Origin of the sequence: Marinobacter vulgaris (genome assembly GCF_003344045.1) — a bacterium.
Taxonomy (GTDB): domain Bacteria; phylum Pseudomonadota; class Gammaproteobacteria; order Pseudomonadales; family Oleiphilaceae; genus Marinobacter; species Marinobacter vulgaris.
This window is the reverse complement of record NZ_QFWX01000002.1, coordinates 152,360-175,659: the sequence shown is the minus strand read 5'-3', so window position 1 is coordinate 175,659 and position 23,300 is coordinate 152,360. Positions and strand designations below refer to the sequence as shown.

At 57.0% G+C, this 23,300-nt stretch carries 26 protein-coding genes; 10 read left to right on the top strand and 16 right to left on the bottom strand.

The features are described from left to right. Positions 1-13: 13 nt before the first annotated feature. The 3 genes from DIT71_RS18100 to DIT71_RS04105 all read left to right on the top strand — a co-directional run bounded on the left by DIT71_RS18100 (position 14) and on the right by DIT71_RS04105 (position 2,991). Positions 14-280: a hypothetical protein gene (locus DIT71_RS18100; RefSeq protein ID WP_227537940.1), complete on the top strand. Its 267-nt coding sequence runs from the start codon at positions 14-16 to the stop codon at positions 278-280. Continuing rightward, positions 280-1,938, top strand: a complete 1,659-nt coding sequence (locus tag DIT71_RS04110) for an acetolactate synthase large subunit (protein WP_114611947.1) — start codon at positions 280-282, stop codon at positions 1,936-1,938. Before DIT71_RS18100 ends, DIT71_RS04110 begins: the two co-directional genes overlap by 1 nt. A gap of 429 nt (positions 1,939-2,367) precedes the next feature. Then, on the top strand, positions 2,368-2,991 hold the full coding sequence (locus tag DIT71_RS04105) for a response regulator (protein ID WP_114611946.1): 624 nt from the start codon (positions 2,368-2,370) through the stop codon (positions 2,989-2,991). On the opposite strand, the gene DIT71_RS04100 is transcribed toward DIT71_RS04105, so the two are convergent. From DIT71_RS04100 to DIT71_RS04090, 3 genes are all read right to left on the bottom strand, one after another. After that, on the bottom strand, positions 2,988-4,736 hold the full coding sequence (locus DIT71_RS04100; RefSeq protein WP_114611945.1) for an ATP-binding response regulator: 1,749 nt from the start codon (positions 4,734-4,736) through the stop codon (positions 2,988-2,990). The genes DIT71_RS04105 and DIT71_RS04100 overlap by 4 nt on opposite strands. 9 nt (positions 4,737-4,745) lie before the next feature. Then, on the bottom strand, positions 4,746-5,255 hold the full coding sequence (locus tag DIT71_RS04095; RefSeq protein ID WP_114611944.1) for a hypothetical protein: 510 nt from the start codon (positions 5,253-5,255) through the stop codon (positions 4,746-4,748). A gap of 172 nt (positions 5,256-5,427) precedes the next feature. After that, on the bottom strand, positions 5,428-6,453 hold the full coding sequence (locus tag DIT71_RS04090; RefSeq protein ID WP_114611943.1) for a DUF2235 domain-containing protein: 1,026 nt from the start codon (positions 6,451-6,453) through the stop codon (positions 5,428-5,430). Between the two features lie 274 nt (positions 6,454-6,727). Here DIT71_RS04090 and DIT71_RS04085 point away from each other — a divergent pair, with 274 nt between their 5' ends. Next, the gene (locus DIT71_RS04085) at positions 6,728-8,407 is read left to right on the top strand and encodes an NAD-dependent malic enzyme (RefSeq protein ID WP_114611942.1); all 1,680 of its coding nucleotides are present in this window, start codon (positions 6,728-6,730) and stop codon (positions 8,405-8,407) included. A gap of 45 nt (positions 8,408-8,452) precedes the next feature. Here the strand turns inward: DIT71_RS04085 and DIT71_RS04080 are convergent, their stop codons facing one another. The 4 genes from DIT71_RS04080 to DIT71_RS04065 form a co-directional block, all read right to left on the bottom strand. Further along, a complete protein-coding gene (locus DIT71_RS04080) occupies positions 8,453-9,760 on the bottom strand; it encodes a short-chain fatty acid transporter (protein WP_114611941.1) in 1,308 nt (435 codons plus the stop codon). Positions 9,761-9,906: 146 nt separating this feature from the next. Continuing rightward, positions 9,907-10,239, bottom strand: a complete 333-nt coding sequence (locus tag DIT71_RS04075) for an SMR family transporter (RefSeq protein ID WP_114611940.1) — start codon at positions 10,237-10,239, stop codon at positions 9,907-9,909. Between the two features lie 6 nt (positions 10,240-10,245). Beyond that, a complete protein-coding gene (locus tag DIT71_RS04070) occupies positions 10,246-11,322 on the bottom strand; it encodes a TauD/TfdA dioxygenase family protein (protein WP_114611939.1) in 1,077 nt (358 codons plus the stop codon). Between the two features lie 13 nt (positions 11,323-11,335). Beyond that, complete coding sequence (locus DIT71_RS04065) at positions 11,336-11,545, bottom strand: hypothetical protein (protein ID WP_114611938.1); 210 nt, start codon at positions 11,543-11,545, stop codon at positions 11,336-11,338. Between the two features lie 133 nt (positions 11,546-11,678). On the opposite strand from DIT71_RS04065, the gene DIT71_RS04060 reads away from it, so the two are divergent. Beyond that, positions 11,679-11,987 carry a hypothetical protein gene (locus tag DIT71_RS04060; RefSeq protein ID WP_114611937.1) on the top strand — a complete coding sequence of 103 codons (309 nt, stop codon included), beginning with the start codon at positions 11,679-11,681 and terminating at the stop codon, positions 11,985-11,987. 47 nt (positions 11,988-12,034) lie between these two features. Beyond that, positions 12,035-12,412, top strand: coding sequence for a nuclear transport factor 2 family protein (locus DIT71_RS04055; RefSeq protein ID WP_114611936.1), 378 nt, complete (start codon positions 12,035-12,037; stop codon positions 12,410-12,412). 50 nt (positions 12,413-12,462) lie between these two features. Here the strand turns inward: DIT71_RS04055 and DIT71_RS04050 are convergent, their stop codons facing one another. From DIT71_RS04050 to DIT71_RS04030, 5 genes are all read right to left on the bottom strand, one after another. Then, on the bottom strand, positions 12,463-13,413 hold the full coding sequence (locus DIT71_RS04050) for a ribose-phosphate diphosphokinase (RefSeq protein ID WP_114611935.1): 951 nt from the start codon (positions 13,411-13,413) through the stop codon (positions 12,463-12,465). A 26-nt stretch (positions 13,414-13,439) separates the two neighbouring features. After that, positions 13,440-14,126 (bottom strand): DUF2959 domain-containing protein, encoded by a 687-nt coding sequence (locus DIT71_RS04045; protein ID WP_114611934.1) that lies wholly within the window; start codon positions 14,124-14,126, stop codon positions 13,440-13,442. Between the two features lie 76 nt (positions 14,127-14,202). Beyond that, positions 14,203-15,240: a fatty acid desaturase family protein gene (locus DIT71_RS04040; RefSeq protein ID WP_114611933.1), complete on the bottom strand. Its 1,038-nt coding sequence runs from the start codon at positions 15,238-15,240 to the stop codon at positions 14,203-14,205. Positions 15,241-15,429: 189 nt separating this feature from the next. After that, complete coding sequence (locus DIT71_RS04035) at positions 15,430-15,816, bottom strand: cupin domain-containing protein (protein ID WP_114611932.1); 387 nt, start codon at positions 15,814-15,816, stop codon at positions 15,430-15,432. A 117-nt stretch (positions 15,817-15,933) separates the two neighbouring features. Beyond that, complete coding sequence (locus DIT71_RS04030; RefSeq protein WP_114611931.1) at positions 15,934-16,626, bottom strand: winged helix-turn-helix transcriptional regulator; 693 nt, start codon at positions 16,624-16,626, stop codon at positions 15,934-15,936. A 145-nt stretch (positions 16,627-16,771) separates the two neighbouring features. Here DIT71_RS04030 and DIT71_RS04025 point away from each other — a divergent pair, with 145 nt between their 5' ends. The 3 genes from DIT71_RS04025 to DIT71_RS04015 all read left to right on the top strand — a co-directional run bounded on the left by DIT71_RS04025 (position 16,772) and on the right by DIT71_RS04015 (position 18,375). Beyond that, entirely contained in the window at positions 16,772-17,710 is a 939-nt protein-coding gene (locus DIT71_RS04025; protein WP_114611930.1) for a carbon-nitrogen hydrolase family protein, read from the top strand. Positions 17,711-17,872: 162 nt separating this feature from the next. After that, a complete protein-coding gene (locus tag DIT71_RS04020) occupies positions 17,873-18,124 on the top strand; it encodes a type II toxin-antitoxin system Phd/YefM family antitoxin (RefSeq protein WP_114611929.1) in 252 nt (83 codons plus the stop codon). Next, complete coding sequence (locus DIT71_RS04015) at positions 18,121-18,375, top strand: Txe/YoeB family addiction module toxin (protein WP_114611928.1); 255 nt, start codon at positions 18,121-18,123, stop codon at positions 18,373-18,375. The genes DIT71_RS04020 and DIT71_RS04015 overlap by 4 nt, the downstream gene beginning before the upstream one ends. Before the next feature lie 82 nt (positions 18,376-18,457). On the opposite strand, the gene DIT71_RS04010 is transcribed toward DIT71_RS04015, so the two are convergent. Continuing rightward, positions 18,458-18,976 (bottom strand): GNAT family N-acetyltransferase, encoded by a 519-nt coding sequence (locus DIT71_RS04010; RefSeq protein ID WP_114611927.1) that lies wholly within the window; start codon positions 18,974-18,976, stop codon positions 18,458-18,460. 109 nt (positions 18,977-19,085) lie between these two features. On the opposite strand from DIT71_RS04010, the gene DIT71_RS04005 reads away from it, so the two are divergent. Then, entirely contained in the window at positions 19,086-19,985 is a 900-nt protein-coding gene (locus tag DIT71_RS04005; RefSeq protein WP_114611926.1) for a DUF2914 domain-containing protein, read from the top strand. Between the two features lie 46 nt (positions 19,986-20,031). On the opposite strand, the gene DIT71_RS04000 is transcribed toward DIT71_RS04005, so the two are convergent. From DIT71_RS04000 to DIT71_RS03990, 3 genes are all read right to left on the bottom strand, one after another. Then, on the bottom strand, positions 20,032-20,424 hold the full coding sequence (locus DIT71_RS04000) for a hypothetical protein (protein WP_114611925.1): 393 nt from the start codon (positions 20,422-20,424) through the stop codon (positions 20,032-20,034). 413 nt (positions 20,425-20,837) lie between these two features. Beyond that, positions 20,838-22,538 carry an AMP-binding protein gene (locus tag DIT71_RS03995; RefSeq protein ID WP_114611924.1) on the bottom strand — a complete coding sequence of 567 codons (1,701 nt, stop codon included), beginning with the start codon at positions 22,536-22,538 and terminating at the stop codon, positions 20,838-20,840. Between the two features lie 53 nt (positions 22,539-22,591). Then, positions 22,592-23,167: a peroxidase-related enzyme gene (locus DIT71_RS03990; RefSeq protein ID WP_114611923.1), complete on the bottom strand. Its 576-nt coding sequence runs from the start codon at positions 23,165-23,167 to the stop codon at positions 22,592-22,594. Positions 23,168-23,300: the final 133 nt, after the last annotated feature.

The window sequence follows — 23,300 nt, the reverse complement described above, 5'->3', positions numbered from 1 at the left end:
GCTGTGTCAGCGTGTGGCCGAGCAGGAAAAGTCCTGGACCTGGCACCTGCTCAACTGGCGCATTGCCGCCAAAGAATTTGCCATCTCTGGCGCCGAACATAATGCGTGGATACGGGACCAGCAGTTCCCTCTGTTCGTGAAAGAGCTGCTGCTGTCCCGCTGGCAGCAGGAACTGCGGCTGGCGATGACACTGACAGGCGTTACCCGTGTTGCCGATATCGGCACTGATCAACTGGACAAGTCCCATAAACCTGAATTTCCAAAGGCTGGAGAACAATAATGACAAACGGCGCACAAGCGTTGATGAAAACCCTGGTGGATGCCGGTGTGGAAGTCTGCTTCAGTAACCCCGGCACCAGCGAAATGCATTTTGTGGCTGCGCTGGACGATGAGCCGAAAATGCGCGCGGTCCTCGCCCTGTTCGAGGGTGTGGCCACCGGTGCGGCAGACGGCTATGCCCGCATGGCCGACAAGCCCGCCGCCACACTGCTGCACCTGGGATGCGGCCTGGGCAACGGGCTGGCCAACCTGCACAACGCCCGCAAAGGCAAGGTCCCTGTGGTCAACATCGTGGGCGATCACGCCACCTATCATGTGAAATACGACGCCCAGTTGCAGTCCGATATCGAGACCGTGGCCCGCAACGTATCACCGGGTTTTGTGCGCACTGCCCGGAGCACTGAAACCCTTTGCGAGGATGCCGCCGAGGCCATTGCAGCAGCACGCAGCGCACCCGGTCAGGTCGCCACCCTGATCCTGCCGGCGGATGTTTCCTGGGGTGAGGGAGGCGTCCCCAGCGCGCCCCTTGCACCACCAGAACCGGAACCCGCAGACGATGCCACTGTAGAGGCCATCGCCTCGGCCATCCGTTCCGGCGGGAAAACCGCCCTGTTGATGGGCGGCCATTCGTTACGGGAACCCAGCCTGCTGGCGGCAGCAAAGCTTGCTGCCCACAGCGGGGTCGTTCTGATGGCGGAGACCTTCCCGACCCGCATGGAACGAGGCGCAGGCCTGCCTCCGGCAGAGCGCCTGGCGTACCTGGCGGAACTGGCAACGGTACAACTCACGGATATTGAACATCTCATCCTGGTCGATGCCAAGGCTCCGGTTTCTTTTTTCGCCTATCCGGGCAAGCAAAGCTATCTGGTGCCCGATACCTGCAAGGTTCATACCCTGGCAGCGCCGGATCAGGACATCACCGCAAGCCTCGACAAGCTCATTGAAGTCCTGGGCGCCAGTCAGGCCGAACCCCGGCTGCAATCCGCCAGAAGACCGGGCCGGCCAAGGGGCAAGCTCACCGCGGAAAAAGTCTGCAAAGCAGTAGGCCACCTGATGCCCGACAACGCCATTATTGTGGACGAAGGCATTACCTCCAGTCTTATGCTTTCAATGATGACCGAAGGAGCACCGAGACACGATCTCATCACCCTCACCGGTGGCGCCATAGGGCAGGGCCTGCCCAACGCCGTCGGTGCCGCCGTTGCCTGCCCGGGCCGGCCGGTACTGGCACTGATCGGCGATGGTACGGCCATGTACACCATCCAGGCCCTGTGGACCATGGCCCGGGAACAGCTGGACGTTACCACCTTCATTTTCAACAACGCGTCTTACTCGGTGCTGAACATCGAGCTGGAGCGGGTAGGGGCAGAACGGGCCGGCACCAAAGCCAAATCACAACTGGATCTGCGCGGCCCGGTGCTTAACTTCGCCGAGATGGCGCTGGGTATGGGGGTTCATGCAGTGAGAGTCGACACCGCCGAAGATATGAATAAAGCCCTGGAATACGCCCTGAGCATGCCGGGGCCACACCTGATCGAAGTGATGACGCCAGAGTCACTGAGCGGCGTGAAACGCAGGATACTGCCGTGGATGCTGCGCGCATTGCCGAACCTGCCGCTGTCGGTCAACAAGGCGCTGAAGCGGAAGCTGGCACCCTAGAGGCCGCAGGGACGTGCTCCTTGCGAATGCTCTTGGCCAATCTGTAACTCCTCTGAGGACGATGTTCCCCGGGGTCCGAGGGCGGATCCGACCAGATAGGCCACGGTCAGGGGACACACGCGCCCGACAAACATCAGGAAGGGTGGATTAATGCGCCAGACAATCTGAGGGAAATGGTTATCAAGTCTTTGCCTGTCGCCCATGGCTCATGGCCCCGGAGCTATTGGTAAAGCAAGATTTTGGTAATAGCAGCCAGGATTCCGGACTGCCCGGTTACCCCTCGTACTCATTGTGGTGCTCTGCAGGTGAGTCTTCCGTATCGATTAGCCGGAACGAAAAATCAGAATCCGGCATTTGTCGTTTCCCGGGAAACCCTCTAAGATCTATGGGTTGCCTGGTGGAACAATCAACCAAATTCCGGACGCGCCAATGAAACTGCTTATTGTGGACGACCATAAGCTTTTTACTGATGGCATGCGTCATCTCCTGGGTCATCTTGGCGGTGCAAACACCATTGAAGATTGCACCCGCGCTAAAGATGCTATCCTCCGGCTTGAGAAAGACGACTTTGACCTGGTCCTGATCGACCTGGCCATGCCCGGCATGGATGGTCTGGCAATTCTACAGAGACTGTGGGAGATGGGTTCAGTCACGCCTGTTGTGGTTGTGTCCGCAGAGGAAGATATATCCCGGATCGACAATGCCCTTGCGCTGGGTGCCTTGGGGTACATCCCTAAAGAACAGAGCGCGGTAGAGATGCTTGATGCATTGCATCAGGTCCTTTCAGGTGAGATCTATATTCCCGTAAAGATTCGCGAACGGCTACGTGGTTTCCATGCCCGTCGACATCCGGAGGAAGGCACACTGACCAAGCGGCAGAGCGACGTCCTCGAGCTGGTGGCCAAGGGATATTCCAACAAGCAGATAGCTTGCGCGCTGTTTCTTGCGGAGCATACGGTCAAGGTCCACATTGCCTGTATCATCAAGGCTCTCAGTGCCAGCAATCGGACTGAATGCGTTCACAAGGCACGGAGCCTGGGCTTGCTTGATTAGTCCACACCTGTCGGAGTTGCCAGTTGCCTCTGGATAAAGCTTCTGAGTAAGGACGGTCTGACAGGCTTTTGAATCATCCTGAGTCCACTGTTTTCGACTTCCTGTAACTGCCGGGGATTGGTTGTACCGGTAATAATCATGCCCGGTAACTCTGGTCCGTAACGCTCTCTGATCATCTGTATCGCCTTGATGCCATTATGCGTTCCATCAAGGCTGAGATCCGAAAGCACCAGATCTGGCTGGTCTGGCAGGAGTCTTAATGCCTCCGTGGGGGATGTGACGGAGGTCACCCGGAAGCCCCACTTGTTTAACAGGGTGTCCATGGCATGGAGGACATTCTTGTCGTTGTCGATGACCAGAATGTGGTGGCCCGAATCCTGCCACTCAATCTCCATTGCTTTTCCGGAAGACTGCTTCATGCGAGCGGGATCACCAGCCGGGATGGAAAGACTGAAAACCGATCCCCTGCCATCCACGGATCGAAGATCCAGTGGCAGACCCATTAAGCTGCAGAGCTTGTGAACAATTGCAAGACCAAAGCCCAGCCCTTTATCTCTCTCATCTTCATGGGGTGATTCGTGAGCCTGTTGAAACTCAATGAAGATCCTCTGGTGTGCTTCCTGAGGAATACCGATACCGGTATCCCATATCTGAACCAGCACCGAGTTTTGCCTGGGGCGGGCACTGAGGAGGATGCCGCCGCGATCGGTATAGCGAATGGCGTTGGTTATCAGGTTGCGCAACACTCGCTCCAGTAGTACCTGATCCGTTCGCACGACCGCGGGTTGTGTGTGGAGCCTGAGGGACAGGTGCCGTTGCTCGGCCTTGTCCTGGAACTCCTCTTTCAACTGAATGAGGAAGGTTTCTATATCGAAGTCCTCTGGCTCTGGCTGGACGATGTTGGCATCCAGTCGGGACAGGTCGAACAGGGCATCGAACATTCTGCGCATGGCATCAAGTGAGGCATCAATTCGGCTGAAAATGCGTTTTTCTTCCCGGCGGCTGTCGGCGCCCTTCAGGGCATCGACAAAAAGCGACAGTGCGTGAAGAGGCTGCCGAAAGTCGTGGCTGGCCGTTGCCAGTGTCCGTGATTTTGTGCGAATGGCGTTCTGGAGCTCACGAGATTGTTCTTTGAGCTGTTCCGCCAGGTCAGCGGTTTCAAGACGCAATCGTATTTCCGAACGCACAATCGAATTGAGCTTCCGGGCAAAGCCGTAGGAGGCCAGGATGGCAAGGGCAACCATTATTGCCAGCGCAAGCCAGGCAACGTCAGCAAGCAGCACAAACTTTGCGGCCAAGGCGCCCTTAACGGGTATCCCGTAACTGTAATAGAGCGCCAGCCAGTGTGCCCCTGCGGAGATCGAGCCGATTCCGAGAGCAAGGGCCAGGGTAATTATGAAGAGCCGGTGCGGCGGTGATTCAAGATCGTGCATCAAAAAAACGGCGATAGCCCAGAGGAAACCCATATAGCCCTGCAGAATCAAAAGCCTTAGATGCCAGGGATGGGCGTTTTCAGGAGAGACGTCATTTCTATGATAACCAGAGGCAACCAGATAGAGTGCGCCGATGCCTGCGAGCATAAGCACGAACCAGCTCAACAACACAGCACGGTCAACCTGGTCCCACATGACCAGCGTGACGGACAGTGGGACCAGGATGGTGAAGGCAGCCCATTCCCTTATCTGTTTGAAGTAGGGGGCGAGAGCCTCAAAAGTGATGCGTTGCTCGATCTTAGTGGAATCCATCTATATGAGTCACCTCCCTGCTTTCATTGTTCGCTGGCTCTGCTCATATTGTTCTACCAGAACGGAGAAAGTTCGTGGATGACACTGAGCCCACCAGGAGCCTACGAAAGGTCTCTGGCGGTGCGAGCGTGTTACCTCGCGACCGGTCTGCACGAATCCCCAGTTTGTTGCCTCATCCAGAAGCATGACGCGCTTCCCTGACAAGGCAATTGGCTGGGTCCTGGGTGGGCCGCCGCGAGGATCGCTGGATTTTATGTTCCCGCAGATCAGAGGGTCTTTGCCCGGTTCGTTACCGGCAACGGCGTAGACGTTGAAGAGCTCGATTGAGCGGGCATCATCCACCAGTTCAGTAACTGAGTAGACGGCAGCTGCCTTTTGCTCACTCGATACCAGAACCAGGATCGGTTCCGGTTCATCGGCGAGGTCAGAGCTGAGAGCTGCGTAGCGCTGTGAGTCGGTGCTCGCACAACCGGTGATTACTGCAAGTATGAACAGTAGGGGTAAGGATTTTGTAGTCATCTCCGCTGCTCCCTATCTAGACTATTGTTGAGTCTTGCCCCAGGCCAGAAACGGCTCTGGATCCTTGTGTGAGGCTGGGATGAGCGTCACATACCAAGTATTGGGTATTGCAGGTGAGCCTGGTATTACTCTAAAGAGCTAATTTCATGATCGGGAACGAAGCGACTCTGACTTATGCTGGCCAGATCGGCGGCCACTCGCCATTGCGCTCCGCAAACCGCTCGATCGGCTCACTCTGGTAGCCGCTGTTGTACCGCGCTCGTACGCTCCCGTGCACCCAGGTTTTGATCTCGTCCAGTGGAGGTATTTCCCGCACCCGTTTCCCCAGTAACCTGTATTTGCCCTTGTACTCATTGTGCTGCTCGGCGGTGGTGTGGATAGTGGTTGGCAGAATACTGTTAAACACCAGCTTCTGCTTCCGCGCTTCTTCCGCCATCCACAGCAGGGGGATATCGGCCAGAATGCGGCCCTGTTTGTCAGGACCATAGCCGCCGCCGACATCGGAATGCACCCCGGCGAACCAGACCTGCTCGATGTCGGTCCCGGAACTGGGTTTCCAGATGGTAGGTTCGAAATCCTCACGGTGTTCATCCAGAGACAGGGCGTGCCGCGCAATTTCAATGTTGCTGCCGATCTCGCGGTCGTAAAACAGGTCCTGGTCTTTGATCAAACCAAAGAAGGTAAACGGTAGCCCCAGTGCGCCGACGGTGTCCCACACGCCCACGAACTTGATCGGGGTGCGTTCTGCCACCGAGTGTTGGCGCTTCCACGCCATGGCGTGGTCGCTGTTGGCTTTGTGTTTCTTGGTTTTGTAGAACCTGAAGGCGTTTTGGATCCGGTTGGCGTTTTCTTTTCGCAGAATACTACAGTTGTTGATCATGCCGCACAGGCTGCGGGCGGTGTAGGCACCCCGGCTGAAGCCAAACAGGAAGATCTCGTCGCCAGGCTCGTAGTTGTGAACCAGGAACCGGTAGCCGTCCATCACGTTCTTTTCGAGGCCATGACCGGTCGCGCCGGCGAGTAACTCGTCGTGATAGGAGCCGATGCCCCAATCGTAGAACACCACCTGTTCGACGCCGTTGCCATCGGTTGGGCGAATGGCACGGGCGAACTGCAGTACGTTGGTGGGGAATTCCTCCCCGATGTTTACTTCCGGCCGGTTCCAGGTGCCGTCAAAACAGATGGCGATGCGTTTCATGATGGTGACCTCCTGTCATCAATCTTCATTTTATATTATAGCCAGAGCCCCTCGGCCGGTGCGGAAAAATCAGTCTGTCGCGATTTTTACCCAAAGGCTTCCCTGACTTTAAAGTTCCAAGCCTTCCGGTCAGCGTGGGAGGAATGCTGCCACTGAGCCGGTAGGCGAAGGAGGGCGGTATCAGCTACGATCTTTATAAGCGGATTCTGGCGATTAACGAAAACAGCCCTTAGCCCGTTGGGTTCGCAGCCCCCGCCTGATCTACGAGGTGATTATGAGTAATACGGAAAAACGCCCTTTGTACATACCCTACGCCGGCCCGACTCTGCTGGAGATGCCGCTGTTGAACAAAGGCAGTGCTTTTACCCAGAGGGAGCGCCTGGATTTCAACCTGATCGGTCTGCTGCCACAGAATGTGGAGACCATCGAGGAGCAGGCGGAACGAGCCTATAAGCAATACCGGTTATGCCAGACCGACCTTGACCGGCACATCACATTGCGCGCGATCCAGGACGACAACGAAACTCTCTTCTACTACCTGCTGGAAGATCATCTGGAAGAGATGCTTCCGATTATCTACACCCCCACAGTGGGCGAGGCGTGCGAGCAGTTCTCCAACATCTATCGCAACCATCGCGGTTTGTTCGTATCCTGGCCCGACAGCGAGCACATGGATTACCTCCTTCGCAGCGCCACCAAGGAAAAGGTCAAAGTCATCGTGGTTACCGATGGCGAGCGCATTCTGGGGTTGGGCGACCAGGGCATTGGCGGCATGGGCATTCCTATCGGAAAATTGTCGCTGTACACCGCCTGCGGGGGTGTCAGCCCGGCCAATACTTTGCCCATAATGCTCGATGTCGGCACCAACAATCAGGCCCTGCTTGATGACCCCATGTATATGGGATGGCGCCACAAGCGCATTGGCCAGGAAGAGTACGATGCTTTTGTGGCCGAATTCCTGGCAGCGGTAAAGCGCCGCTGGCCCGATGTACTGGTGCAGTTCGAGGATTTCGCGCAGAACAACGCCATGCGCCTTCTCAACCAGTATCGCGACCAGGCCTGCTGCTTCAACGACGACATCCAGGGCACCGCCGCGGTTTGTCTCGCCACTTTGCTGGCCGCGTGTAAAACCAAGAACGAGAAAGTCAGTGACCAGACGGTCGCGTTTCTGGGTGCCGGCTCCGCCGGCTGTGGCATCGCCGAACAGGTGATTGTCGCGATGACAGAGGAGGGATTGTCTGAACCGGAAGCGCGCCAACAGATCTACATGGTCGACCGTGCCGGGCTGCTGACCACCGACGTCGCCGGCCTGCAGGATTTCCAGTCAGCGCTTGCCCAGGACCCGGCCCGGATCAGGGACTGGCCGGGCCGGGAACTGATCAACGTGGTGAAACAGGTAAAGCCGACAGTGCTGATTGGCGTCTCCGGCCAACGGGGTCTGTTTACGGAGGAAGTCATCAAGGCAATGCACGCGGGCTGTGCTCAACCGCTGGTGATGCCGCTGTCGAATCCCACGTCGCGGGTCGAGGCGACGCCCGCCGACATATTGAGCTGGACGAGTGGTGAAGCTCTGGTAGCCGCGGGGAGCCCATTCAAACCGGTGGAACTCGATGGCAAGACCTACCCCATCGCCCAATGTAACAACGCCTATATTTTTCCGGGTATTGGTCTTGGGGTGATCGCCGCAGGTGCCTCCCGGGTGACCGACACCATGCTGATGGCCGCAGCCAACGCCCTGGCGAACCAGGCCCCCATTGTCCGGCAAACCGGTGAGCGTCTGTTGCCAGACATGGCCGGAATTCAGGAAATCAGCCGCTACATTGCCTTTGATGTTGCCAGACAGGCACAGGAAGACGGAGTCGCGCTGCGCTCCGATGAGGACACCATCCGCGATACCATCGAACGCAATTTCTGGCGCCCGCGTTACCGGCGTTACCTGCGGCGCGCGATTTAAAGGGGGAGCCAGGAAAGCAACCTCCTTCCCTGGCTATCGCACCTGTTATAGCCAGGTCAGGCCAGCGCTGATGACGACACCGCTGATGATCAGCACCATCAGACAGTAGCCCATGATGTCCTTGGCTTTGAGGCCGGCAATGGCCAGAACGGGCAGCGCCCAGAACGGTTGCAGCAGGTTGGTCCAGGCATCACCCCAGGCTACCGCCATCGCTACCCTCGGAATGTCTGCGCCCAGTTCCTGTGCCGCGGGCAGCATAACTGAGGCCTGTACCGCCCATTGGCCACCGCCGGAGGGCACGAAGATATTCACCAGTCCCGCGCTCAGAAAGCTCCAGAAAGGCAGGCTTTCAGCGCTCGCGATGGATACGAAGCCGGAGGAGATGCTGGCGGCCAGGCCAGACGCCGTCATGACGCCCATGATGCCGGCGTAGAAGGGAAACTGGATAACAATGCCTGCGCCGCCCTTTACCGCTTCGTTCAGGCTGGCCAGCAGCCGCTTGGGCGTCTGGTGCAGGATGATCGCAATGAACAGGAACATGAAGTTCACGATGTTCAGGTTCAGGCCGCCGCCATCCATGAAGTACTGGAAGATGAACGCGATACCGCTGAAGCCGATCAGCCAGGCCAGTGTTCTGCTGTTTTCGAGGTGGTCTGCCGGGCGGTTGATGACAACAGCCGTGTCGGGCTCGTCGTCCAGGACATTCGGGTCCGCATACACACTGTCTTTTTCCGCGGGCAGCATAAGGCGGTTGACCAGCGGTACGATGATGAACAGGGCGACCACGATGGCCAGGTTGAAGAACGCGAAAATGGTGTCACCGGTGCCAATGACGCCGATGACGTCTTCCGTGAAGTGGCCTTCGGTGGCGATGACCAGGGGAATGGACCCTGCCAGCCCGCCGTGCCACACAATAAACCCTGAGTAGGCACTGGCAATCAGCAGCGGATAATGAACCCGGATCTGGCGAGCGAGGGCTTTGGCAAACAGCGCACCGACCACGAGCCCAAAGCCCCAGTTTATCCAGCTGGCAATCAGGGCCACAAAGGTGACCAGGATGATTGCTTGCCCCGGTGTTTTGGCGAGGCCGGCAATCCGGTTAAGAATCCCGCGGACCAGAGGTGTGCTCGCCATCATGAAGCCGGTGACCAGTACCAGCAGCATCTGCATGGAGAAGGTCAACAGGTTCCAGAAACCATCGCCCCACATTTCGATAACAGCCATTGGGCCATGGCCTTCGAAAACCATGGCAGCGATGAACGCGACCAGGGTAAGAATGATCACGAACAGATAGGGGTCAGGCAGGTATTTGTCCACCATGCTGACCAGGGGTCTGGATGCCTTGTCTAACATTTTGTTCTCCTTTGTTATTTTCGATTCCCAACTAGCTTAGCAACCAACGCGGAAAACGCATGGTTGATATACCGTTGTTTTGCAGTTTTTTGTGGTTGAGCCGACGAATCGACCTTTTTCCTACGCCAGTCGTAGTCTGCTCAGGGCTAGTGAGCAGTCGCCCGGGAGAACACGTTGATCACCACCACGCCGGAGATTATCAACGCCATGCCAATCACGCTGGCAGTATCCAGTGTCTGCCCGTAGACCAGCCAACCGATAAACGCCACCAGCACGATCCCCAGACCCGCCCAGATGGCATAGGCCAGACCGACGGGGATCTCCTTCAGGGTCATCGACAGAAAGTAGAATGCAATGGCATAGCCAGCTATGACCAGCAGGCTGGGCCAGAGCCGGGTAAACCCTTCACTGGCCTTGAGACCGGAGGTTGCGACCACTTCAGCGACAATGGCGATGCCAAGAAAAATCCAGCTTTTCATAACGGGTCAGTTCTGCATGCGGATGTCATCTTTCCAGCGGAATCCGACGCCGCCGGCTTGCCAGACGCCATCTTTGTTGAATGGATGCGGGCCGTTGATATTGATGTACTGTGGCAAGCCAAAGTGGGGCGCCAGGTCCTGTTTTGACTTGATTGTGACACGGTCCATGATCCTCAAGCCCTGCTGCTCGGCTGGCATGTGAGCCTCGGGCGCTGCTCTGTGGGCTAGTGCCCAGTTATCGATGTAGAGTAAATCGCCAGTGTCGTAGTGATAACGTATCCCGTATCCCTTGTCGAAGGAGGCATTCATGAGGTCGTTGTAGTCGTTGAAAAGCTGCTTCATTTCATCGGCTGTCAGCAAACGGAACTTATCGGCGGTTGCTGGTGCTTTCTTCAGCTCATCGACAGTCAAACCTTCTTCCGGCAGCCTCTCGATGACGGCACCGGTCATTCCCAAATGAAGCCATACGCTTTTTCGTCCCGAAATGGGATGGGTATGGACGACAGGATGGGTCACGCTGGAAGCGGAGTTGACCGAGACCAGGCGTTCCCAGAATTCCTGCTTTGCCTCCGGAAGCACGTCAAACGCTGCCCCCTGATGGGCAAAGTGGGTGCCGCCCCCTTGTTCGGGTGCCCGCGCCATGTAGTAGGCCGAATGGGAAAACGTAGCTGCTTCAAAACTGCCATCGTTATGCCACTGCGGGCCAACACCAAGGATTCCATGGCGGTTGTCATTGGAACAACGAAAGATGTGCCGGTTTCTTCCAGGCGTTGCAGGGTGGACACCATGGGTAGAATGGATCTGGTGAGCGCCCCACCATTTGCTTGCCTCAACCAGTTCATCAGCCGAGAGACCGGCCTGATGTTTAAAGACGATGAACCCCCTATTCGCCATCTCCACTTCCAGAGCCTCAATGACAGGCTCGGGAAGCCTGGAGCGAACATCAGCACCGTATATCTCCACCCCAAGGGGTTCCAGTTGTTTAACCGTCAACCCCTCCTTCTCGATCAGCGAGACCCGGGCAGGGTCCAAGGCAGGAATTGTCGGCAGGTTGCTGCTGAATTTTTCAGATGCTTGTCCCATGGTCTCGGTTACCTCACTGGTTTTGTTCCTGCTCCGCCCCTCGTTTATTGTCTCTGGCGGTTAACCCCCAGCCGACGGCGGTCAGAAGGATCAGTCCGGTAATGATCGGTGACGCCTCTCCAAAGGTGACCACGGCGCCTATGACCGAGGCCACTGCCGCGACAGCGGACAGCTTCCAGGAGTAGCCACTGGTTCCGGACTGTTTTTGGGGTATTTCTGTCATAAGAGAATCCTCGTGAGCCTGCACTCACATTAGCAGCAATCGTTGCATTTTCCTGGCTTCGAAGCGAGTTGTGTTACAACATGCCGGTCTTGGTTTCGTAACAAATGCTATTTAATCCCGGAGGATCCTGTCCGTGAAATTGAAAAGTGCACTACTTGTTCTGGCTGCGACGGCACTGGCCGGCTGCCAGACCTCGTCCCACGTTTCGTCAGCGGCTGCTGATGGCGATGGCATTACCTGTAGCAAAATCAATCAGGCTTTTACAGCCTATCAACAGGACCGGCAATCTGCGGAGGCCTGGACCCAGCTGGCCCAACTGATCAGCCCTACCGCTGGCAACTACGCTGACATGGGTGTAAACACGGCCTCCAGGTACTACGATCAGATCAAAGCGACCACCGATCTTGCACTCGCGGTCCGCGGGTGCCAGCCAGTGCAGTGAAACCACCGGGTTGAACATCGTCCCGATCCCAGAAGTGGAGCCTTATCATGCAGCCAAAAGACATCGTGGCGCAGTACATCGCTGACATCCATGCCCAGCGCTTTGATGAGGCAAAGGCCTTGCTGGCTGACGAGGGATTTGAGTATGTGGGGCCGAACATGCGCTTCCTTCGCCCGGATGACATGCTGTCCTACCAGTTCGGTATGGCGGCCATCCAGAAAGACCTGATCGTCCGTCAGCTCAGTGCTGACGGGGAGCACGTGTTCGCGATCCTCGACTACCGCACCAACTTTGAGATGATCGGGGATGTCCGGCTTGCCGTCTGGTTTCGTGTCCGGAACGGCAAAATCCAGACGGTTGAAGCCTTCTACAATGCGGCAGTGGTGGAAAACATGCTGGGAGGCAATCTGCCTTCCACACCCTGACACAATCGGTGGTTACCCAGCCGCCTGGCGGAAATGCCGGTAACTGATGCTCAATCCGTATGCAGTTCCCGAACTGCCTGTGCAAACAGCCCCGCAACTGGAAGGGTGGTGACCTGGCCCTGTTCCTGCGGTTGTTGCTGTGGTGTCACGCTGTCTGTAATGAAAAGCTGATCCATAGCCCCCGCGCGGTACAGCTGCTCCGAGCCCGGCCCGAACAGGGCATGGGTAATCACCCCGAATACCCGGGTGGCGCCCTTGTTCTTGCAGGCCTCGGCAGCGCGTAGCAGAGTGGTGCCGCTTGCCACCATGTCGTCGACGATGATGGCGACCCTGCCTGTCATATCCCCAACCACGGCATCGCCGGTTATGCCACTCTCCCTTCGCCGTTTTTCCAGGAAGGCAGTGGGTGGCTGTTCGCCTGCGATATCGGCCCAGGCGTCGCGGAACCGGTCCACGCGTTTGGTGCCACCGGCGTCGGGTGAAACAATAACGACCGGCTCACTCCCAACGCGGTCTAAAAGGGCGTTGACGAACAGGCTATGGGATTCCAGGTGCACCGTCCGGCAACGGAAGGCGTTATCGAACGCGCCCTGATTGTGAACTTCCAGGCCCACCACGCAGTCCACGCCCATGGCTTCAAACAGTTGCGCCACGTAGCGCGTGGTCACAGGGTCCTGACTCTTGGATCGACGATCCTTACGGGCGTAGGCCAGATATGGCACCAGTGCGGTGACGCGTTTAGCACCGGCATCTTTGACGGTGCCGATAAAAAACAGCAGCCGCAGCAGTTTGTCGTTCACGCTGGCGGTTTCCTCGCCAAACAGGGTGTGGCAAACGTAAACATCCCGGCCCCTCATACTCTGCAGTGGCCGGGACTTGTGCTCGCCATCTTCAAAGTTGCGGTCCTCCTGGGTGGCCAGGCTGACGCCGAGCTGTGTGGCAACGGCATGACCAAACGCCTGGCTGCCTTCCAGGGCAAACAGAACCGGCTCACTGTGCATATTATTTCCTTGATGGTATTGGGGCTTTACCCGCCTTCGCGGAAACGGCGGATAAAGGCTTCAGACTCTGCCACCGACTGTTCCATGTTGCGAATCAGTTCATCCACGTCCTGGCGGATATTCACCAGCTCGTTTTCCAGGGAGCCTATCGCCTGGGCGTTCAGGTTATGCTTGAGAAACAGCACCTGATCCTGAAATGCCTGCAGGACAGGATCCATGCGGTCCTCCGCTTCGTGCATGCGGCTGATCAGCTGGCTGTACTGGGCGCGGGTTTCCTCGAGCTGCTGTTCGCTGTTACGGCGCAGGGAATCACTTTCGTACTGATCAAGCTCATCCTCCCATTCATCGAAAAGAGCCTCTGCAACGTCTTCCACCTCGTCGATACGGTCGCGGACTTTTTCTGCGCTGGACTTGCTGTCTTCATACGCATCGCTGATCTCGGCGTACTGGTCCTTGAGCTCGGTGTCCGGTGTATCCACCACGCTCTGGAAGCGCTCCAGCGACGAACGGAAGGTTTCCTGAACATCATTCTGGCTGTCCCTCGCGTCTTCCACCCGGTCTACCAGTATGTCGCGTTTTTCATACCCGAATTTTTCCATGGTGTCGTAGTACAGTGAGGAACACCCGCCGAGAAGCGCAACACTCAGCAGCAAAGGCCACAGCCGCCGGGTACCGGTTGGCGTTATTGAACTGGCAGTGACAGGGCTCGACATAAAACAGTCTCCATATGGGACCCGGGCTCGGGTCCGGGAAGTGAACCATGGCGACGGGTTACTGACAAGCGCTGATTCAGGCGCTGGCCTCCCGATAGGACACCATCCGCTGCTTGTCCTCATCCCAGAGTGCATACCGGAAACAGTCAGCAATGTCGCCGGGCGCCAGGGTTGTTACCAGCGGTGACTGCAGTTCGGGAATATCCGCCATCGCCTCGGGAAGGCGGTAGAAAGGAATTCGCACGTTGAGATGGTGAATATGGTGGTAGCCAATATTACCGGTAAACCACTGCATCATCTTGTTCATCCGCATGTAACTGGAAGATTCCATGGCGCCCCGGTAATAGCTCCAGGCCTCGGGAGAGGCAATCTGCATGCGCCGGAAGCTGTGCTGGGCAAAAAACAGATAACTCCCCATCGCGGAGGCCAGAGTCATCGGCAGCAGGACGACAAAAAACACCGTGCTGAACCCACCCAGCACCCACACCACCGCGATCAACGCGAAGTGACTGACCAATGCGGTCAGGGAGTCGAGGTGTTTACGGGGCTTCTTCAGCAGGGGCAGGAGCGTAATATTGATACCGAACACAACCGGGTAGCTTAAAAGCACCACCAGCGGGTTGCGCTGGGCGCGATAGGTAAAGCGCTGCCACGGCGTTGCCTCCCGCCACATGCGGGCGGTTATCAGCGGAAAAGCGCCCACACTGGCCTCCGAAATCTGCCCCACATGACCGTGGTGGTAATTGTGACTGGCAAGCCAGGAGCGCGTTGGTGTCAGCATCAGGGCGCCAAAAGCGTGGAAAAGCCAGTAGGCGACTCGGGAGTTGGTGAGAATTGCGCGGTGCAGGTAATCGTGGAAGGTAATGAAGGCGCGCACCATCAGCAGGGCGCCCAGTACTGAAAACACCAGCCTGAGCGGCCACCACTGGATCAGCCCGGCGGCGGTCAGCGCTAAAATCATCAACGCAAAGGTAGAGCCGACGAGCCACCAGCTTCTGGCAGTGGACTCTTCAACATAAGGTTTGGTGGCCGCGAGCAATTCCCGGCCTACCCGGATGCCTTCGCTGTGTTCCGGTAAGCTGTCGTCCGATTCCTGGACATGTTCCTGACGCATGGCACGTCACCTCCCTGCCTATAAATTAGATCTTTTGGGAGGTAATTTCCAACGTAAGGGAAGCCCCTGAGGGAAAATTGGTGCGGTTTTAACGTGGCCCGGCGAGGGCCTGTAAGCGGGGCCCGTAAGAAAGGGGGCGTTGGCTCCCTTCCTTACAGGAGAGCACGGCTCCGGTTTCCGGGCAGCGGTTCAGCCGCTGACCTGATGCCGTATGTGGTCAATGACCACGCCGTGCTCGTGTTGCGGGCTGAACATCACGATATCGGTGTCTTTTTCTGCCCTTACACTGTGGCCGGGAGGCCAGTAGAACAGGTCACCGCTGCGCGATGTTTCTTCACTGCCGTTCGAATACAGGGCAGTGATTTCTCCGTCGACAACGTACCCCCAGTGGGGGCTTTGACAACTGTCACCCTCAAGCCCGTGCAAAAGCTCGGTGATATCGGTGCCGGCACCGAAGGAGAAGTACTCGGCGCCCATCTTTCCGTAACCCGTCACATCACCAAACTCGGTTTGCTGTCTTGCTTTTGCGCCGGGTACATCAATCCGAACGGGTATATCTTCCTTTGCGATACGCATAGAGACTCCCTCCGTGTTGTTGCATTGCCGGCTGTCCTACCGCTTACGTACTCCCGGGCAGCCTCAACCAGCAAGATAGCACAGGTAAATGGCTGGCGCTGTTGCTAAGTCGTTGCTTCAGAGCGAGTGTGCATTGACGCGTTTGCTGGCGGCAAACACGCTCCGCCCTAGCCACTGCCAAAGGTCCCGGGAATCCTGTGGGCTGCCACGGACAAGCAGTCGGCGCGCCTGTTGCTCGGCCTCCGGGTCACTGTCGCCGGTCCAGATTTCGGTCAGGCTGGCAACGCTGGCCTCAACCACCAGGGTCAGCTCGTGGCCCGGGTCTTCACGGCACAGGTCGATCTCTCCGTTGGCAACCACCAGCCACCAATGCCGCTCCCGGTGCCGGGCATCATTCAGGAAAAAGTGGATGACCACGCGGCGGTCAGAAGGGAATTCGTCAATCCTCGCAAAACGGCGGATATCCCACATCAGGAAGCCGGCATCGAGCTGGTTTGCCAGCAATCGGCTGCCAATCCATCTCGCTCCCCAATGACCTATGGCCAGGATGATCGGGCGCAACTCCTCACCCGCCGGTGTAAGCACATACTCCTGGTGGCTGCCCTCTTGCACGCGGCTAAGTACGCCCACTTCCTCAAGCTTTTTCAGGCGCTGGGCTAGAAGCGTGGCCGACATTCGCGGCAATCCCCGCCGGATCTCGTTGAAGTGGGTGCTGCCACACAGTAGCTCCCGTACCACCAGCGGTGTCCATCGCTCCCCGAGTATCTCCGAACCCCGGGCGACGGTGCAGAATTGTCCATAGTTGGTCATGAGCCTTGGCTCCATGGGGGGGCGTTGGTGCCCCGTTCTTTCATCCTAGTCCTTTTCAGTGCGGCTGGCGCTCCATTTTCTGGACTATCGCCGGTACCCGGTTGGGGGGATAGTGATTCTGGAGACCACTGATAAGGGGAACAACATGATCAAGCTCGCTATCGTTCAGGAACCTCCGGTCTTTCTGGACCGGGAAAAGACCATCGCAAGGGCGGTACAACTGGTTCAGGATGCCGCCAGTCAGGGAGCCCGGCTAATCGTTTTCTCGGAAGCCTTCATTCCCGGCTATCCCGCCTGGATATGGCGGCTGAAGCCGGGGGGCGACTGGGGATTGTCGGAACAGTTGCATGGACGCCTGCTCAGCAATGCTGTCCAGCTTTCATCCGACCAGTTGCGACCGCTACTGGAGGTTGCCAGAGAAATGCAGGTGACCATTGTGTGCGGCATCGATGAGCGCGACGAGGACACCAGCCGGGCCACCCTCTATAACTCGGTAATCACCATCAGCTCCGAGGGCGAAGTTCAGAACTGCCACCGCAAGCTCATGCCCACCAACCCGGAACGCATGGTGTGGGGGTTCGGCGATGCCAGCGGGATGAAAGTGGTCGACACCCCCGTTGGCAGGGTGGGGTCACTGGTGTGCTGGGAGAACTACATGCCGCTGGCGCGCTACGCGATGTTCGCCCAGGGCATTGATATCTACATCGCCCCCACCTACGACAGCGGTGATCGCTGGATACGCACACTCCAGCACATTGCCAGGGAAGGGGGATGCTGGGTGCTCGGCGCGGGCAATGTGCTGCGTGTGAGCGATCTGCCCAATGACTTTCCGGAGGTCGACCGCCTGTATCCGGACAAGGAAGAATGGATCAACTCCGGCGATTCGATCGTCATTTCACCCGCCGGCGAAATCGTAGCCGGCCCCCTGCGAAAGGAAACCGGCTTGCTGTTTGCGGACATTGATGTCAGCGAAGTGAACGCGGCAAGACGCAGCCTGGATATCGTCGGCCACTATGCCCGGCCAGACATATTTTCACTGCAGGTGAACATCCGGCAGCAAAGGCCAGTGAGTTTCAATGGGTAGAGTGGGGGGGGGTCGAGTAGAGGGACAATCGGGATGGAAAACACATGGTTAAAATAAACCTGTCCCGGTTCCCCGGAAAATCGGTCGTTGTGCAGCCGATTGTTAAATATCTAACTGTACGGTATTCTGCACACGGACAACATCCTGTACAGGAGGAGCCTTATGGATGCCATTAGCTACACAGCCGCCAGAACCAATCTGGCAAAAACCATGGAGCAGGTCTGTGAAGACCATTCTCCTGTGATTATCACCCGGAACAAGGCGCAGTCGGTGGTCATGATCTCCCTTGAGGACTACGAAGCGCTGCAAGAAACTGCATACCTTCTGCGCGCACCAAAAAACGCCCGGCGTTTGCTGGAATCCGTTGCCGAGCTGGAGCAGGGCGGAGGTCAGGAAAAGGACCTTCTTGAATGAAACTCATCTTCTCCGAGAACGCCTGGGAAGACTATCTGTACTGGCAGAAAACTGACAAAAAGATCCTTAACCGAATCAATAAGCTGATCAAAGAGACCACGCGAGAACCGTTTGAAGGTGTCGGTAAACCGGAGCCCCTCAAACACAGCCTGGCCAGTTACTGGTCTCGGCGAATCAATGAAGAACACCGCATGGTTTACAAGGTCACTGATGACACTTTGCTTATCGCCCAGCTTCGGTACCACTACTGAAACAGGCACTGTGGCNGGCCCCCCCCCCCCCCCCCCCCGACCGGCGGTTCCACCGATGCAACCGGTTGTTATGCGCCAGCCATCACGGTCGGGCGGCATTGAACCCCTCATGAAACACCACCCTTCCTTGCGGCACTGAATCGCCGAACGGCAGAACAAAGAAATACTCTGCTGGAACACCCTCGTAGGACAGGGCGTCCGTATTCACAAACCCGAATTGGCGGTAATACTCGGGATGCCCCACCAGGCAGCAGCCTTTCGCGTTCATCCTCTTTAACCGTTCCAGGCCCTCGTTGATCAGAGCCTTGCCAATGCCCTGGCGCTGAAAGTCCGGAAGCACCGACACCGGCCCCAGGTCATACCAGCCTTCAGAGCCATCCGACATGGTGACCGGCGAAAACGCAATATGCCCTACAATACGCCCGTCCACCTCAGCCACCAGTGACACCGATAGCGCGCCGGCGGCTCTCAGGGCGTCAATGATGAAGTGTTCCGTGTGGTTGCTGATTTCCAGCGGCTGGAACGCGGCGAGGGTAATGGCCGAGATAGCCGGGATGTCTGTCTCGCTCTCATCCCTGATCATGATTTTCTGTGAGGTCATGGCCGTTCCCTCGGCGATACAAATCTTCTCCGATAATTATGGCACCGCCACCTCGTACGTGCATGAGTTTGCTATAGTGTATTTTTCCCGCTTCAAGGAAGAATGACCGGTGAAAACAGCAAGACCGCAAGATCAACGTTTTTCACGTAAGTCCTCCCGCCTACCTGAGCCCAAAGAGCCCGAAGAGGTTGTTGTGTATCTTTGGGGGCGCATCTTTGCTGCTCTTTTCGTATTAATTCTGGTGGTGGGGGGCATAATCTGGGGCGCTTTAGAGATCTTTGGCACCGGCGAGCAAAAGGAAGCGCTGGCAGAGAATCAGGAAGTGGAGGCGCCTTCTCTCCCGTCGGTATATGTCGACCAGCCCGCGTCCGGCGATCCTGCATCTATCCAGTTACCGAAGACCGCATCTCGAGAAACATCGGACTCTGGCGCAAACGCTGGCATGCCGGACGAGACAAGTTCAGTTCAAACTGAAGTGGCCGAGACGCCTGCCGCCGTGTCCGAAACTGCATCGGAAGCAGCATCAAGTGATTCCACTGCAGAACCCGACTCCCCTCAGTCGGCCAGTCAGGTGAGCGAACCGGTGCCATCGGTAGAGCCCGACTCCCTTCCGGCGCCGGCTGCAGGAGAATCCGAACCGTCCCGGGAAGATGCCGCCTCCATCCAGCTACTTTCTGATCACATGATCCGGGCGCAGCTGAGTACCGGCCTGGAGGAAAAAGAGCCAATTGACGAAATCCCGAACGTTTTGACGATGGACAGTGACGGACTGATTCGAATTTACCTGTTTACCGAAATCCAGGGCATGGAAGGTCAGTTGCACTTCCATGACTGGTACCTGGAGGATGAACGGGTTGCGCGGGTGGAAATCAGGCCATCGGTTGACCCCATGCGCGCATCCTCAGCCAAGTATATCGACCGACACATGGTGGGAGACTGGCGAGTAGAGGTGGTCACAGAGGAAGGCGAGCTTTTGGCCAAAGGGGAGTTTTCGGTTCTGCCTCTCTAACCGAAGTTGGAAGCAGAATGGACTTGAATGAATGGTTAGGCATAGATTACTCAGGCGACTCCGAGTCTCGGACCGATACCTCGTTAATTCCAGTAAAAACGCTCAGAATGCCGGCACCAATAATGAAGCCCAATGCCAAACTCAAGGATAGGCTAAACAGGAATAGAATGAGCGTGACCATCCCCAGACCTATACCTCCCATCGCTGCGATCGCCATTGCTTCCGGTGAGTGCGAAATGAGATGAAAACCAAATATCTTTCGCGGCTCTATCCGAAACTCCGAAAGCCATGCTCCTCCAATACATAATGGCATGCTGAGCCCCAGCATGAGCGCGATACCAGAGTGCTCATCCCACCACTCCGGTGTTGTTGCCATGGCAATAGTTACTGCAAAGCAGGCACCGGCCACTGCATACGATATTTGTGCAACTCGCTTCATCCTGATGCGCCATTTCCGAATTCAATTTGTGCCTAACAGCGTATTACCCGAACACGTTCGTATATCACCCATTCGTATATTCCAATTGCAATCGCTCAGGCGACCTCAAAATCTTTTTAAAACAACAGCTAAACAAGATCCGCCATGGCTACCGCTGGAGTTATATGCCCTGGTTAGGCTACTCTTCTCACCCTAGGAAGGGCGTATAATTCCAAATTGTTAAAATACAGCTTTAACAGTATCAGATGCTTATAGAGGTTTCCCGCTCCTTCTCTGGAGTTTTGCGAACCGGTTCGTATAACTCCAGGCCGCAGCAGCCCTTGCATGGTCCCAGCTTCTCTGAGGTCATACACAAAGCGCAAACCCCAGCACATAGCTGGGGTCTGAGGTCGAAACGGAATAGAGGAGGGGCTTTACTTCTTCAACCCCATCTCCTCAATCGACATCTCCCGCATCTTGAACTTCTGGATCTTCCCGGTGACGGTCATCGGGAATTCGTCCACGAACTTGTAGTTCTTCGGAATCTTGAAGTGGGCGATTTTGCCCTTACAGAATTCCCGCAGGTCGTCGCCGGTGACCGGCTCGGCATCCGGGTTCAGTTTTACCCAGGCGATGAGTTCTTCGCCGTACTTGTCGTCGGGGATGCCGGTTACCTGCACTTCCTCAATGGCGGGGTGGGTGTAGAGGAATTCCTCGATTTCTTTCGGGTAGATGTTCTCACCGCCGCGGATGACCATGTCCTTGATGCGGCCGACGATCTGGATGTAGCCGTCTTCGTCCATGGTGGCCAGGTCGCCGGTGTGCATCCAGCCGGCTTCGTCGATGGCCTCACTGGTTTTTTCTTCGTTGTTCCAGTATCTCAGCATCACGCTGTAGCCGCGTGTGCAGAGCTCGCCGGTTTCGCCCCGGGGCAGGATGTTGCCGTTGGCGGGGTCAACGATTTTCGTTTCCAGGTGCGGCTGGGTGCGGCCCACGGTGGTTACCTGCTTCTCGAACGGGTCGAGGGAGCTGGTCTGGGTGGAGACCGGGCTGGTCTCGGTCATGCCGTAGGCGATCTGGACTTCCTTCATGTTCATCTTGCCGTTGACCTTCTTCATCACTTCCGCCGGGCAGATGGAGCCGGCCATGATGCCGGTGCGCAGGCTGGAGAGGTCGTAGCTTTCAAACTCCGGCTCGGCCAGTTCGGCGATGAACATGGTGGGCACGCCGTAGAGGGCAGTGGCCTTTTCCTGGTGCACCGCCTGCAGCACGGACTTGGGCTCGAAGCCTTCGCCCGGGTAGATCATGGTGGAGCCGTGGGTGATACAGCCCAGGTTACCCATCACCATGCCGAAGCAGTGGTACAGGGGCACGGGGATGACCAGGCGATCCTTCTCGGTCAGGCGCTGGCTTTCGCCCACAAAGTAGCCGTTGTTGAGGATGTTGTGGTGGGTAAGGGTAGCGCCTTTGGGGTTGCCGGTGGTGCCGGAAGTGAACTGGATGTTGATGGGGTCATCAAACTGCAGCACGCTCTGGCGTTCGTCCAGTTGTTGCTGGGTGACTTCGCTGGACAGCTTGACGAAATCATTCCAGGCCCACATGCCCTCGTGGCTGCGCTGGTCGAGATTGATCACGCCTTCGAGCTTTTCCAGGCGCCGGGACTTGAGCTTGCCGGGCTGGCTGGCATGCAGTTCCGGGGCCAGCTCGTAGATCATCTTGCGGTAGTCGGAGGTCTTGAAGCTGTCTGCGGTGACCAGGAAACGCATGCCGGCCAGGTTGAGGGCGTACTCAAGTTCGTGGACGCCATAGGCCGGGTTGATGTTCACCAGGATGGCGCCTACTTTCGCGGTGGCGAACTGGGTGACCGTCCACTCGTAGCGGTTGGGGGACCAGATGCCCACCCGGTCGCCACGTTCAACGCCGATGGCCATAAACGCACGGGCGGCTTCGTTGACTTTCTGCTGGAATTCTTTGTAGGTCCAGCGGATATTCTGGTGCAGGGCAACCAGGGCTTCGGTATCCGGGTATTTTTCAGCGGTACGGTCGAGCATTTCGCCGATGGTCATGCCCAGCAGCGGGGTTTCAGAGGTTCCGCTTGTATAACTTGGATAGGAGCTAGGTAGAGTCTGGTTCATTTGTCTGCCTCCATTGTTTTTGTAGTCGAGTGCGAACAGACGTCAGAGGTCTGCTAGCGACTCTGGCTGTGATATTCAGGGTTTGGTTGCATGTCGCTGGCGATGGCCACGCGATTGGACATATTGTAGAAACCGATCAGGTTGCTCAGGTCCCAGATGCCGCTGTCGCTCAGGCCGGCGTCCCGCAGGGCATCGATGTGTTCTTCAGTGACCGTGGCCGGTGAGCGGGTAAGATGCGATGCGAAGTCCAGCATCGCTCGCTGGCGCCTGTCGAGTCTGGCGCTGCGGTAGTTCATCACCATGTGCTCGCCCAGTTGGGGGTCGCCACTCAGGACTCGTACGGCGGCGCCGTGGGCGACCAGGCAGTAGAAGCACTTGTTTTCGGAAGACACTACGACGGCGACCATTTCCCGCTCGAGTTTGCTTAGTTCGCTTTCGCCCATCATCAGTTCGTTATACAGGCGGGTAAAGCCTTCGAGCTGTTTGAGGTTCTGGCTGTAGGCGGTGAGAACATTGGGGATCATGCCGAGTTTTTCCTGGCAGATCTGGAAGTACTTCTGGGTGTCTTCTGGCATGTCGCTGATCTCCGGGATGGGGAGATCCAAAGCTACTACGTTTTTGTTGCTCATTAGTGCACCTAGCTTTCTGAGTTGAGTGCTATGGGGATCGAGCGAGGCCTTCCGGGACACGCCGTTAATACGTCCATGTAGGCTCGTAAAAAACATCCTTGTTTTTTACGGTCCCGGAAGGCCTCGCTCGATT